Below are 12,999 nucleotides of genomic sequence, written 5' to 3'. Positions count from 1 at the left end.
TTACCCTTGGTCACAAAGGACTCAGTATCTTGAAAATTGCATTGATCACCATACATCACGCCAACAGCTATGGCGGAACGCTACAAGCACTCGCCAGCCAGAATGTGTTATCGAAATATGGCGACGTCCACATCATTGATTACAAGAGTAAGGAACTGGAAAATACGTTAAAGCTGATTCGGGTCGACAGTAACCCGCGCAGTATTTTCAGAGCCGGCAAGGATTTTTTCCGAATCATTCCTCGTAGAAGGTTGATCGCGAAGTTTAGAGAGTTTATGCGGGTTCACTACAAACTGACTCCCGCTTGCCAGGATTTACAAGCGCTTCAAACTTTGTCCGGTGACTTTGATTGCGTGGTGTGTGGCAGCGACCAGATATGGAACCCGATGATTACGGGGGAGCTGGATTTAAACTATATGCTGGCGTTTTCCCGAGCGAAAAAGAAAGTTTCGTTCTCTTCAAGTGCGGGCTCTTACCGCTATTCTGACGAAGAAGAACTCATGGTCAGAAAGGCATTGTCGACCTTTGACAGCATTTCCGTCCGGGAAGAAGACACGGCACGAAACCTGCGCAGTATGTTGGGCAACCAAAAGGTCGATCACACTCTGGATCCTACCTTGATGCTTAACAAGCAAGAGTGGATGCAGAGCCTGCGGCTTTCCAGTCTAGCGCCAGGCAACGCTGATAAATACATTCTTGTTTATACCCTGAAGAAAGATTCCTTGGTCCGGGAGACCATCAACAAAATAAGGACCGTTTTGGGGTTGCGAGTTGTGGCGATCGATCAAGACCCATTCCTGGGCTACAAAAGTGATCGCCACATAATGGATGCCAGTCCAGTTGATTATGTTTCGCTATTCGCCAATGCGTCCTTCGTGATCACCAATTCATTCCATGGCACCGCCTTTGCCTTGAACTTTGGTATTCCATTTGTTACCGCATTGCCGGAAAGTGGTTTGAACAGAATTAAGGGACTTCTGGATAAAGTCGGTTTGACCGATCGTTTGGTGACCCGTTTGAGTGATGTCAACGCGATCGTCGCAAAGCGTATCGATTTTACCCACAGTCATCAGCAGTTGGAGGTGTTGAGGCAGTCCACCTGGAATTATCTTGATGGTGCCCTTGCAAGTAAAATAGTAAAAAAACCAATTGAATTTTCATGATGAGTCAGCGTGCCGCTAGCTTGCGATCCTCAAGTATCAATCCGCGTTATGTGCTGGCAGTCATCATTGGCTTCACGGTGGTGTTCAATAATATTGAATGGTCGCTGGGCGGAAATAACCTGACACTGGAAAGGTTACTAGCCGCCCCTATTTTCTTTATCGCCGTACTGCTGTTGGTTAGCTCGAATATTGCCCTGCGTCTACCAAAAACAGGGGTGATTCTGACTGTCTGGATTGTGCTGGCATTTTACGCATCAGCTTCCGGACCGGTGGAGGCTTGGTCCCTGAAGATGTATGCGGGGTTACTCTTGGCGGCTTCGTTTTATTATGTAGTGATCTGGTTAAAGGCTAATCCCTTTACGATTTTCAAGTCCAGATCCTATCTGTTGTTGGCATGGTTTTCAGGCCCGGTTTTGTCTTTGATCTACGTGCTTTCACTGTTGAAGTTTCCGCTTCCTGATTTGGCCGTTCACTGGCTGCAGGAAGGGAGTGGAGGGACGCGTATCCGTGGCGGGATTTATGAAGCCAATCTGTTCGGGGTATTTGTCTCACTTATCACCTTAACGGTGCTGGCGTTGAATTATTACCGAAAATTATGGTGGTGGGTGCTTGTGATCGGCTTGCACACATCCTTACTTTTTTCGTTCTCGAGGGCACCGTGGGTTTCCTACATTATCTCCGTCTGGCTATATCACGGCCTGAGTTACCCAAGGAAATATACAAACAGGGACTTGGTGAAATACTTGTTGGGGGCAACCCTGTTGGTGGCGGTGATATCGCTTTTGTCCTATTTCATTGCTTCTTCCTTTGGCGATTATGAGCTGATCGGCAGGACCCACTCAGTCAAGACACGTTTCATCATGTGGGCATTGGCGGCGAACTCCATCCTGGAAAACCCCCTGTTCGGAAATGGCATCTACAGCTTCAGTGAAATCTATTCTTTTGCGCCGGAGTTGGTCGGCTCAGAGAATCATCGCAGTGCGTGGATATCCAATTTGCCTTTGGCAATCCTCAATGACACGGGCGCCGTCGGTTTCATTGTCTTCTTCGCATTCATTATTTTGGTGATCAAGCGCAGTTTGACCGCTGTCCGGAAACTGGCGATTGACCAAGGTGTCGATCGTTATCAAGTCAGAGTTGGGGCCGCTCTGGTGGCTTTTTTTCTGGCCATGACCTTCTCGAGTCAGACTATTCCCGCACATTCGATCGCCATTTTTTGGGTGTGCCTGGCGCTTACCGAGCGGTTCACCACACTCAGTCGCTCCCTCATTAAAAGAACTTAAGCATGAACTCAAAGAAGTTGGTTTTCATTCATCTGTTCAACGACAGAAGTGGTAGCCCAAAAGTCTTGTCTCAAGTAGTGAAGGCGGCGGCTAATAACAATATAGCCACCGAGGTGATCACCAGTGCTCACGGCGACGGCTTCTTGGGCGGCGTGGCCGATGTGCAGAGCAGGCTTTTTTATAAGCGGTCAGAGAATAAGTTACTGACCCTTGGCTACTACCTGATCTCTCAAGGCTTGTTGTTTGTTCAGTGCCTGAAATACAGGCGGCAGAATGTGGTGTTTTATGTCAATACCATGATGCCCTTTGGGGCTGCGTTGGCGGGCAAGCTGTTAGGAATACCGGTTTATTATCATGTGCATGAAACATCGATAAAACCCAATATTCTGAAACGGTTTCTCAGGTTGGTCATTGAGAAAACCAGTACCAAAGTGGTCTTCGTCTCAAATTATCTGATGCAGGAGGAAGGTTTTACCAAACTCCCCCAAGTGATTATTCATAATGCGCTGGATTCCGAGGTTGAAAAACAGTATCGAGTGAAGGAGCAGCCCGGCTTCACTTCTTTAATGATCTGTTCCTTGAAGGCCTACAAGGGTGTTATGGAGTTCCTGGCCCTGGCGCAGCGCAGCAAGGATGACAAACACCTGAGTTTCACTCTGGTGCTTAATGCCAGTCTGAGTGAAATTGATAGTTTTTTTTCCAATATCGACATTCCGGGCAATGTGGCAATTTATCCTCGTCAAACGGACCTGTCGGATTTTTATTCGCGATCTGATTTGCTCCTGAATCTTTCCCGACCTGATGGCTGGATAGAAACATTCGGTCTGACCATTCTCGAAGGGATGTCCCATGGCTTGCCGGTGATCGTTCCTCCCGTAGGTGGCCCTACCGAATTGGTGCGCAGTGATATCGAAGGTTATTTGATTTCTTCGTACGACATAGAAGAACTTTACAGCGCAGTGAGCAGGATTTCGCTAGATCCGAAGAAATACAAGACGCTGTCTGATAATGCGTTATCCCGTACTCGAGACTTCAGCCTGGAAGTGTTCGAAAGCAAGTTCTCAACATTATTCAAAGAGATGCAACATGACACCTAAGAAACTTTATATCCTTGGCATAAGAGGTGTCCCGGCTGAACACGGTGGTTTTGAAACCTTCGCGGAAAAGCTATCGCTTTATTTAACGGCGCACGGCTGGCAAGTGTATGTCTACTGCCAGGAAGAGGGCCTCGGAGAAATCACTTATAGCACCTGGAACGATGTCAACAGGATTCATATCCCGGTGACCCAGGCAGGTGCGCTGGGGACAGTTGTTTTTGACTGGAAAGCCACGCGTCATGCGGCATCGCAACAGGGGTTGTTTCTGACGCTGGGTTACAACACCGCCGTGTTCAGTTTGCTGCAAAGGCTCAAAGGCCAGACCAACATCATTAACATGGATGGTATTGAGTGGCGGCGTGATAAATGGGGAACCATTGCCAAGACCTGGTTCTGGCTCAATGAACGGGCCGGCTGCTGGATGGGCAATCACTTGGTCGCCGATCACCCCAAGATCAAAGAGCACCTCGCGACACGGGTCTCCGCCGCCAGGATCACGATGATTCCTTATGGCGGGGATGAGGTCACCGGTGCTGATCCGACATTGCTGGCTACTTATGGCCTTGAACCGGGTCAGTTCTCGGTAATCATTGCCCGCCCCGAACCCGAAAACTCGTTTCTGGAAATGGTTCGCGCATTCAGTTCCACACTGCGCAATCACACGCTGGTCGTTCTGGGTAACTTTCAACCGAATAGTAATCCGTACCATAAACAGGTCATGGACGCGGCCAGCGCCGAGGTTATCTTTCCCGGAGCAATCTATGAGACTTCCGTCGTGCAGGCGCTGCGCTTTTACTGCCGGTTTTATCTGCACGGGCATCGTGTCGGTGGAACCAATCCATCGTTGGTCGAGGCGCTCGGCGCGGGTTGCGCGGTCATTGCCCACGACAACCTATTCAATCGCTGGGTAACGGAAAGTGGCGCCGCGTATTTCAAGGATGAAGCTTCTTGCAGCGTCTTGTTTACTCAACTGCTGACGGACGATTCAACGCAACAGCAGATGGAAACGGCTAGTCGTACCCGCTTTCATCAGCGGTTTACATGGAATCAGATCTTGCTTCAGTACGAAGAGTTATTGGCTAAGTGGTATCCCCATCAGTCGGTCGGGAGATGATGATGACGATGCGTATTCTGCTGACCGGCGGCGCCGGCTTTATTGGTTCTGCCGTCGTCAGGCACCTGATCGAAAATACTCGATACGAAGTGGCGAACCTCGATAAGTTAACGTATGCCGGTAATCTGGAATCGTTGGCCAGCGTCGCCGAGTCACCGCGCTATCACTTTTTTAACGTCGATATCTGTGACGCCCAAGCGCTGGATCAGGTATTCGCGACGTTTCAACCAGATGCAGTTATGCACCTGGCTGCTGAGTCCCATGTCGATCGTTCTATCGACGGCCCTGCAGACTTTATCCAGACCAATATTGTCGGGACCTATACCTTACTCGAGGCTGCCCGGCGTTATTGGAGCGGATTGCCGGAAGAAGTGAAGGGGGCGTTTCGCTTTCACCATATTTCTACCGATGAGGTTTATGGCGACCTGGAAGGGACTGATAGCCTGTTCAGTGAAACCACGCCTTATGCGCCAAGCTCTCCCTATTCGGCGTCCAAGGCCAGTTCGGATCACTTGGTTCGAGCCTGGCAACGCACTTATGGTCTACCAGTGCTAGTGACCAATTGCTCGAATAATTACGGTCCTTATCACTTCCCCGAGAAGCTGATCCCCCATGTGATTCTGAATGCCATCCATGGGCGGTCTCTGCCGGTTTATGGTGACGGCTTACAGATTCGCGATTGGTTATTTGTAGAAGATCATGCCCGCGCCTTATGCGAGGTCGTACGCCGGGGCAAGGTTGGCGAGACCTACAACATTGGCGGCCATAACGAGAAAACCAATCTTGAGGTCGTGCAAACCCTGTGCGATCTGCTCGAAGAATTGGCACCCAACAAGCCTGCTGGCGTCGAGCGTTATCGCGATCTCATTACGTTCGTCAAGGATCGGCCGGGGCATGATCTTCGTTACGCCATCGATGCGGGCAAGATCGAGCGTGAACTCGGTTGGCGACCACAGGAAACCTTTGAGAGCGGTATACGCAAAACGGTTCAGTGGTATCTGGACCAGCAAGGGTGGTGGCAACGAGTCCTTAACGGTGAGTACCGCCCGGAGCGTCTTGGCCATATCGGTTGAACCATTCAAGCCCTGCCTCTATTCAACTCTGAAGGGAATCCTCATATGAAAGGCATCATTTTGGCGGGAGGCTCCGGCACCCGCTTGCATCCCATTACCCGTGGTGTATCCAAACAGCTGCTGCCGGTCTACGACAAGCCGATGATTTATTATCCGCTGTCGGTATTAATGCTGGCGGGTATTCGCGAGATATTGATTATTTCCACGCCGCAGGACTTACCCAACTTCCAGAACCTGTTGGGTGATGGCTCTTCTTTCGGCATTGAACTCAGTTATGCCGAACAACCTTCTCCCGATGGTCTGGCCCAGGCCTTCCTGATCGGCGAGGATTTTATCGGCGACAGTAATGTGGCGCTGATTCTGGGCGACAACATTTTCTACGGTTATGGCTTTAGCGCCTTGCTGCGTGAAGCGTCGCAACGACAGACTGGTGCCACCGTCTTCGGTTATCGAGTCAGTGATCCGGAGCGTTTTGGCGTTGTCGAGTTCGACGATAACGGCAAGGCGATCTCGATCGAGGAGAAGCCAAAACATCCGAAGTCCGACCATGCCGTCACCGGCTTGTATTTCTACGATAAAGACGTGGTGCGCATTGCAAAGCAAGTCAAACCTTCGATCCGCGGCGAGCTCGAAATCACGGACGTGAACAACGCCTACCTGGAGCGCGGAGATCTGCACGTCAGCGTGCTGGGGCGGGGTTTTGCCTGGCTGGACACCGGGACCCATGATTCGTTGATGGAGGCCGGGCATTTCGTCCAGACCATCGAAGCACGTCAGGGCTTGAAAGTGGCTTGTCTGGAGGAGGTGGCGTACCACCAGGGTTGGTTGTCGGCCGCGGAACTGGATAAACAAGCCACCGCGTTACACAAAACCGGTTACGGCCAGTACCTGGCACGGGTGCTGGCCACGGAGCCTGCGAAATGAATGTCATCAATACCCGGTTGCCCGGTGTACTGATCATCGAGCCTAAAATCTTCGGCGATGCCCGCGGGTTCTTTCTCGAGAGTTATCACCAGGAGCGTTATCGCGACGCCGGCATCGAATTGCCTTTCGTCCAGGACAATCACTCGCGCTCGCAGTATGGCGTGTTGCGTGGTTTGCACTTCCAAAAGACCCGGCCCCAAGGCAAGTTGGTGCGGGTCACTCAAGGTGCGGTGTACGACGTGGTGGTGGACATCAATCCAGAATCCCCCACGTGTGGTGAACATGTGGGCGTCAAGTTGACGGCTGACAACCATCTTCAGCTATGGGTGCCGCCGGGTTATGCCCACGGTTTCTGTGTGCTCAGTGACACCGCCGATTTTCAATACAAATGCACCGATTTTTATTACCCCGAGGACGAGGGTGGTCTGCTCTGGAATGACCCGGAGCTGGATATTGCCTGGCCATTGGAGTCGCCTCAACTCTCGGAAAAAGACTTGCGAAACCCGCGCTTGCGCGCTGTGTTGAGCGGTGAATGATCGATTAATAATGGTCTATAGTTAATATTAACTATTTATGACCTGATGTTATTTTTCCTTGAATCTCCAATCACAATAGAACCTTGCGGGATAAGGGGTCGGGAAAATCCTGACTAATAATAACAATCGGCACGAGGGGCGAGTTATTCGTAGTCGGGAGTTCGTGCCGAAAATGTCTTATTTCGCAGTAAACGTCTTGGAAAATCTCCTTTTTTGTCGGTGCGTCCTGCCCCGTGAAAACGTTTTTTCGGATGAGGTGACAAGGCTCTGCATATGGCATGCATTGCCTATAAATGACATTCTCCAAAGGAGGCAATGTGCATGAACTGTCTCGTTCAATTTACGGGTGTCAGTTCTATCACCTGCTGTCCCATTCCCGGTCCCTAGTATCAAATCTAATGCAAAGTTGATGTCGAGAAGGAGTCTGATATGAAGAAGCTACTTACGGCTGGCTTGCTGGCTGTCATGAGTACCGCGGCGTTGGCAGCGGATGAACCAGTGAGCAAGGCGGCGAGCGAAAGCGAGCCACTGTCGTTGAACACTCCGCTGGTCGGGGGGGTGACGGTCGCCGAAACCATGGTGGTCGGCGCGGCCATTCTCGGCGCTGCGGCGGCTGCTTCAAACTCCGGTGGCAGTTCCAATGGCGGAACGACTGGTTCCACTGGTACAACCGGTACTACCGGTACAACCGGTACCAACTAATACCCCGCGAAGTATGTTGTTCAAGATCACTCAGAACTTTCTGGGTGATCTTGTTTTAGATTTGCCCTCGACTAGCGTAGTGCCATTATGATCCGTAGATTATCTGTTGTTATGCTGGCAAGTATCAGCTTGCACGGCTGTATGTTTTCGCCTGGTCAACACATGGACACCAGTCAAATGGTCAGTGACGGCTCTCCGGAGAATAGCCGGGTGGAGCTTATTCCCATCACGCCTAAATTGATTGCCATGGATGCTGCCACGCAAGTTCGCGAATCGGTCCCCCCGGCGTTGTTGTCCTATGTTCCGGGCGGTTATCGCGTGGGCGCCAATGACCTGTTGTTTATTACGGTCTGGGATCATCCCGAGTTGACGGCGCCTTCTGGCCCGCAGCAGCAAATCGATGCCAACGGTCGCCTGGTTCGTCCGGACGGCACGCTGTTTTATCCCTACATCGGCAATATTCCGGCCGCCGGGAAAACCATCGAAGAGTTGCGAGCCTTTATCGCCGAGCGCTTGTCGCAATTTGTCGAAAGCCCCCAGGTCGATGTCAGCGTATTGCGCTTCGCCAGCCAGACCGTGGTGATTTCCGGTGCGGTGCTCAAAGCTGGCCAGCAGCCGATCACGACCACCCCGCTGAGCGTAGTGGAGGCCGTTGGTGCGGCCGGTGTGGATCCTTTGAACGCAGATCTGTCAGGCCTGACGCTGACCCGGGACGGGCGCGAATACAAGCTGGATCTGGACACCCTCAATCGCCAGGACTCACAGCTGCAGGGCGTCTACCTCAAGGGTGGCGACCGGTTGTACTTGCCTTATAACGACCAGAAGCGAATCTATGTCATGGGTGAGGTCAACCAGCCTCGCGCGCTGAGCTTCAAGAGCAAATCGATCAACCTGACCGATGCTCTGGGCACTGTAGGAGGCTTGAACCAGACCACCTCCAATGGCAACGCGGTGTACGTGATTCGCGGCGCGGACAATCTCGAAACCGAACCGGCCAAGGTGTTTCAGCTCGATGCCGAATCGCCTTCGGCTCTGGTGCTGGCCACCCGTTTCGACTTGCAGCCGCAAGACATCGTCTATGTCGGTCCGGCCGGCGTGACGCGCTGGAACCGTTTGATCAGTCAGCTTCTGCCTACGGCCGCAGTCCTCGGGACCGGCGCCAGCTCTGTTAATAACCTCAGCGAAGCTAACAGCAGATAAGGCTCTATCCCGCCGTGAAAATTTTGCCTACCTGCGCCTGTCTGACGATGGCGCTCTTGTTGTGCGGGTGTAACCCGTTGATGAGGGCTTCCTGGGACACGCTTGAAGCGTCCGTCACGGGGCCTGCCTCCATCAATTTGACCCGCGCTCAGGTCGACGCCGTGCCTTATCCGCAGATCCTGGTCACCACCACCTCCAGCGAGGGGGTGATGGCCATGGCTCGTCGGCGGGGCGACCTGCAGTTCTGGGTCGCTTCTGGCAAGCAAGTACTCATGATGCGCGACGGTCTGGTGGTACGCACCGTCGGGCTGGGAGTTTCTCTGGACGGCACTCGCTTCAATGATGAGTCACCGTTCAAACGCGGTCTTCAGCACTTGCCCGAGGGTTACACCAGCACGCGCTGGGTCGACATCTACGACGGCAACCGAATTGGTATCGCGGTCAACAGCCGTTTCAGCCCTCACGGCATCGAGACCATCAGCATTCTGGACAAGGATTACGCCTTGCTGCGCATCGACGAGCAGGTGGATGCACCCACCCTGAATTTCCGCGCCACCAACCGCTACTGGGTCGACCCCCGGGACGGTTTTATCCTGCGCAGCGAGCAGCACCTGACGCCGCAGCTGCTCCTGAAAATTGTGCAGTTACGCCCTGATCGGGGAGCTGCCCGGTGAAGTGCAAAAATCTTTTAATGCTTGGCCTGCTGTTGATCGGCCCCGGTGTCGGCCAAGCGGCCGTCACGGTCAGCGGTGACGTGCGCAGCCCCGGCCACTTCGATGTCAAACCCGGTGCACGCTTGATGGACGTCATTCGCGACGCCCAACCCAATGCCGAAAGTTACTGGCTGGGCGCGGCATGGCTGCACCGCTCGTTGATGGATCAACAGGCGCGATTGAAGGCCGGGGTCCTGTTCGATCTGAAACTGTTGCAACGCGGTGCCTTGCTGGATGGCAGGGGCACACGAGCAGACTTGAGTGCGCGCCTGTATGAGCAGATCGAGCGACTGCCGGTCACTGGGCGTCAGGTCGCCGTGCTCGACCCGATCGCCGTGGAAGTGGGCTTCGCCCGCAACGCTTTGCTGGATGATGGTGACCACCTTATTTATCCCGCGCGGCCGTCCACTGTTGAAGTTCTCGGCGCAGTCGCGCAGCCCTGTCATGTGCCTTACCGCGCCCTGCAGGAAGTCCGTGTTTATGCTCGGGACTGCACCATTCTCGACGACGCCGAGCGCGATTATCTGTGGCTGATCCAGCCCGACGGCCAGGTACGGCGCGTGGGCGTGGCGGCATGGAATCGCGAGGAGGGCGTCGTGGCTGCTCCTGGCAGCAAGATCCTGGTACCGATCAGGAACGACGATCTTGAGGTCCCGACCCCCGAGCTAAATCAACAACTGGCCGAGTTTCTCGCCACTCAACCCTTGGCTGAGGTGGCTCCTTGAAGTGCCTGTTGAAGTTACGTTTTGCTGCTGTCTTGCTCCTGCCCTGTGGATGGGCTCATGGTGAACCGCGCTACACCCAGAGTGATTTTGGTGGCGTCGGTCTGTTGCAGACCCCCACCGCGCGCATGGCCCCCGCGGGGGAGCTGAGCGCCACGGCCAGTCGTACCGACCCTTACTCGCGCTACAGTTTTTCCTTGCAGCCGTTCGATTGGCTGGAGGGCTCGTTTCGCTACACCGCGATCACCAACCGCAAGTACGGCACCGAGGAGTTGAGCGGTGACCAGAGCTTCAAGGACAAGGCCATCGACTTCAAAGCGCGGCTTTGGGAAGAAAGTCACTGGGCACCGCAGGTCGCCGTCGGTGCTCGCGATATCGGTGGTACCGGGCTGTTTTCCAGCGAGTATTTCGTCGCCAACAAGCGTTATGGCGAGCTGGATTTCAGTCTCGGCATTGCTTGGGGCTATCTGGGTAATCGGGGGGATTTCAGCAATCCGCTGGCGGTATTCGGCAGCAGTTTCAACGACCGGCCAGAGAGCTCGGCGGCGGTCGCCAGGGCAGGGGATGTGAACGCCAACGCTTACTTCAGGGGCCACCCTTCGTTGTTTGGCGGGGTTGCCTACCAAACGCCGTGGGAACCGCTGAGCCTGAAGATCGAGTACGAGGGCAACGATTACAAGAATGAGCCACTGGACAACTCGATCAAGCAAGATCTGCCGATCAACATCGGCGTGGTCTACAAACTCGCGGACAGCATCGATTTGAGCGCTGGTTGGGAGCGTGGCAATACGGCGATGTTCGGCATCACGTTGCACACCAACTTTGTCAGCCGCAAGGCACCGGTCAAGACGTATGATCCGCCCGCCGAGCCCTTGCCGGCACAGGCACCGTCGACCCCGGCTGACCAGGTTAACTGGGCCGATGTCTCCAACCGGTTGCAGCAAAATGCCGGCTACAAGGTGAAACGCATTACCCAGCGCGGTTCGGAGCTGATGGTGTATGGCGAGCAGTCTCGCTATTTTTATCCGTCCAAAGCTGTCGGGCGAGCCAGCCGGATTCTCGATAACAGCGTCAATCAGGACATCGATTGGTTCACCCTGGTGAACCAGCGTTATGACATGTCCATCGAGGAAACCAGCGTGCCGCGCGAAACGTTCCGCGCAGTCGTGAACAACGACCAGCCGCTGAAGGATCTGCACCGTACGACCGAGGTCAATCCGGCGACTGCGCACCGGGAAACCACGCTCTACACCCAGGCGCTGGAACCGTTCAGCTATGGCTTGGGCCTGGGCTACAAACAGAACATCGGCGGTCCCGACGGACTGCTCTATCAGTTCACCGCCGATGTCGACGCGGAGTACCGTTTCACCCGCAATACCTGGTGGAGCGGCTTGCTCAGTGCAAACTTGCTCAACAACTATGACAAGTTCACCTACGACGCGCCGAGCGGGCTACCGCGCGTGCGCACCGATCTGCGTCAATACGTGACCACCTCCGATGTGACGATGCCTACGTTCCAGTTCAACCATGCGGCGCAGCTGGATCGGGATTTGTATGGCATGGTCTACGGCGGCTATCTGGAATCCATGTTCGCCGGCGTCGGCAGCGAAGTGCTGTATCGACCCACGGGGAAACGCTGGTCGGTGGGCGCAGACCTGAACTTCGTGCGTCAGCGGGACTTTGATCAGGGCTTCGGCCTGCGTGACTACAAGACCGTGACCGGCCATATCACCAGCTATACTGAGCTGCCGAACGACATGCTTGCAGCGGTCAGTGTCGGGCGTTATCTGGCGCGGGACTGGGGCACCACCGTCGATTTGTCGAGGGAGTTCAAGAACGGCGTGAAGTTTGGCGGCTGGGTCACTCTGACCAGCGCGTCGAAGGAAGAGTATGGCGAGGGCAGTTTCGACAAAGGGATCTATATTTCCATCCCGTTCGACGAACTGATGAGTACCTCCACCATGCGTCGGGCCAATATCGTCTGGGCGCCACTGACCCGCGATGGCGGTGCGCGCCTGAGTCGTGCCTACTCGCTGCAAACCATGACCGATGGACGTGACAGCGATCTGTTCTACAACAACTTCGAGAAAATTACCGAATGATTACGTGGTTCAAAGGCCTGATCGAGTTGCCATTCTGGCTCCGGGGCCTGGTCTTTGCCACGGTGACCGGGATTCTGCTGTTCGCGGGTTTACGCTCGCAGCCGATCCCGGAGCTGTTCGCCGAAGAGGACAAGCTCCATCACTGGATTGGCTTTCTGGTATTTGCGTTTAGCTGCCGTCTGGCGTTTCCCGGCGTGAAGTTTCGCTGGATAGCCTTGGGGTGTTTGCTCACCAGCGTGCTCATCGAGGCCGCGCAAGGTTTGATGCCGCTGCGCACGGCTTCGCCCTACGACATGCTGGCAAATACTATCGGTGCGCTGATGGGCTTGCTGGTCGCGAGGTACTGGTTGCGCTAGGCATCAGCGGGGAG

General features: G+C 54.2%; 13 protein-coding genes. All 13 read left to right on the top strand.

Annotated features, from left to right (window positions below; translation table 11 throughout):
- Positions 1 to 29 precede the first annotated feature (29 nt).
- On the top strand, positions 30 to 1,163 hold the full coding sequence (locus tag ACZ3HH_RS16530) for a polysaccharide pyruvyl transferase family protein (protein ID WP_465805881.1): 1,134 nt from the start codon (positions 30 to 32) through the stop codon (positions 1,161 to 1,163).
- Positions 1,160 to 2,446 carry an O-antigen ligase family protein gene (locus tag ACZ3HH_RS16525; protein ID WP_465805879.1) on the top strand — a complete coding sequence of 429 codons (1,287 nt, stop codon included), beginning with the start codon at positions 1,160 to 1,162 and terminating at the stop codon, positions 2,444 to 2,446. The genes ACZ3HH_RS16530 and ACZ3HH_RS16525 overlap by 4 nt, the downstream gene beginning before the upstream one ends.
- A 2-nt stretch (positions 2,447 to 2,448) precedes the next feature.
- The gene (locus ACZ3HH_RS16520) at positions 2,449 to 3,543 is read left to right on the top strand and encodes a glycosyltransferase family 4 protein (RefSeq protein WP_465805877.1); all 1,095 of its coding nucleotides are present in this window, start codon (positions 2,449 to 2,451) and stop codon (positions 3,541 to 3,543) included.
- Complete coding sequence (locus ACZ3HH_RS16515; RefSeq protein ID WP_465805875.1) at positions 3,533 to 4,657, top strand: DUF1972 domain-containing protein; 1,125 nt, start codon at positions 3,533 to 3,535, stop codon at positions 4,655 to 4,657. Before ACZ3HH_RS16520 ends, ACZ3HH_RS16515 begins: the two co-directional genes overlap by 11 nt.
- Before the next feature lie 2 nt (positions 4,658 to 4,659).
- A complete protein-coding gene (rfbB, locus tag ACZ3HH_RS16510; RefSeq protein WP_465805873.1) occupies positions 4,660 to 5,730 on the top strand; it encodes a dTDP-glucose 4,6-dehydratase in 1,071 nt (356 codons plus the stop codon).
- A 45-nt stretch (positions 5,731 to 5,775) separates the two neighbouring features.
- Positions 5,776 to 6,654, top strand: a complete 879-nt coding sequence (rfbA, locus tag ACZ3HH_RS16505; protein ID WP_465805871.1) for a glucose-1-phosphate thymidylyltransferase RfbA — start codon at positions 5,776 to 5,778, stop codon at positions 6,652 to 6,654.
- Positions 6,651 to 7,190, top strand: a complete 540-nt coding sequence (gene rfbC, locus ACZ3HH_RS16500) for a dTDP-4-dehydrorhamnose 3,5-epimerase (protein WP_465805869.1) — start codon at positions 6,651 to 6,653, stop codon at positions 7,188 to 7,190. Before rfbA ends, rfbC begins: the two co-directional genes overlap by 4 nt.
- A gap of 429 nt (positions 7,191 to 7,619) precedes the next feature.
- Entirely contained in the window at positions 7,620 to 7,892 is a 273-nt protein-coding gene (locus ACZ3HH_RS16495; protein WP_465805867.1) for a hypothetical protein, read from the top strand.
- Positions 7,893 to 7,979: 87 nt separating this feature from the next.
- The gene (locus tag ACZ3HH_RS16490) at positions 7,980 to 9,092 is read left to right on the top strand and encodes a polysaccharide biosynthesis/export family protein (protein ID WP_465805865.1); all 1,113 of its coding nucleotides are present in this window, start codon (positions 7,980 to 7,982) and stop codon (positions 9,090 to 9,092) included.
- A gap of 14 nt (positions 9,093 to 9,106) precedes the next feature.
- Positions 9,107 to 9,766 carry a YjbF family lipoprotein gene (locus ACZ3HH_RS16485; RefSeq protein WP_465805863.1) on the top strand — a complete coding sequence of 220 codons (660 nt, stop codon included), beginning with the start codon at positions 9,107 to 9,109 and terminating at the stop codon, positions 9,764 to 9,766.
- The gene (locus ACZ3HH_RS16480) at positions 9,763 to 10,530 is read left to right on the top strand and encodes a capsule biosynthesis GfcC family protein (RefSeq protein ID WP_465805861.1); all 768 of its coding nucleotides are present in this window, start codon (positions 9,763 to 9,765) and stop codon (positions 10,528 to 10,530) included. Before ACZ3HH_RS16485 ends, ACZ3HH_RS16480 begins: the two co-directional genes overlap by 4 nt.
- An 8-nt stretch (positions 10,531 to 10,538) precedes the next feature.
- Entirely contained in the window at positions 10,539 to 12,629 is a 2,091-nt protein-coding gene (locus tag ACZ3HH_RS16475) for a YjbH domain-containing protein (protein WP_465805860.1), read from the top strand.
- Entirely contained in the window at positions 12,626 to 12,985 is a 360-nt protein-coding gene (locus tag ACZ3HH_RS16470) for a VanZ family protein (RefSeq protein WP_465805859.1), read from the top strand. The genes ACZ3HH_RS16475 and ACZ3HH_RS16470 overlap by 4 nt, the downstream gene beginning before the upstream one ends.
- Positions 12,986 to 12,999: the final 14 nt, after the last annotated feature.

This window comes from Pseudomonas sp. PME37.24/025 (genome assembly GCF_055556615.1).
The sequence above is the reverse complement of the archived record's forward strand: the minus strand, read 5'-3'. Positions and strand labels throughout refer to the sequence as shown.

Bases quoted from the DNA above. Each gene is read 5' to 3' on its own strand.
- ACZ3HH_RS16490 (WP_465805865.1), top strand. From the start codon at position 7,980: ATGATCCGTAGATTATCTGTTGTTATGCTGGCAAGTATCAGCTTGCAC.
- ACZ3HH_RS16495 (WP_465805867.1), top strand. From the start codon at position 7,620: ATGAAGAAGCTACTTACGGCTGGCTTGCTGGCTGTCATGAGTACCGCG.
- ACZ3HH_RS16525 (WP_465805879.1), top strand. From the start codon at position 1,160: ATGATGAGTCAGCGTGCCGCTAGCTTGCGATCCTCAAGTATCAATCCG.
- ACZ3HH_RS16520 (WP_465805877.1), top strand. From the start codon at position 2,449: ATGAACTCAAAGAAGTTGGTTTTCATTCATCTGTTCAACGACAGAAGT.
- ACZ3HH_RS16470 (WP_465805859.1), top strand. From the start codon at position 12,626: ATGATTACGTGGTTCAAAGGCCTGATCGAGTTGCCATTCTGGCTCCGG.
- rfbC (WP_465805869.1), top strand. From the start codon at position 6,651: ATGAATGTCATCAATACCCGGTTGCCCGGTGTACTGATCATCGAGCCT.
- rfbA (WP_465805871.1), top strand. From the start codon at position 5,776: ATGAAAGGCATCATTTTGGCGGGAGGCTCCGGCACCCGCTTGCATCCC.
- ACZ3HH_RS16515 (WP_465805875.1), top strand. From the start codon at position 3,533: ATGACACCTAAGAAACTTTATATCCTTGGCATAAGAGGTGTCCCGGCT.
- rfbB (WP_465805873.1), top strand. From the start codon at position 4,660: ATGACGATGCGTATTCTGCTGACCGGCGGCGCCGGCTTTATTGGTTCT.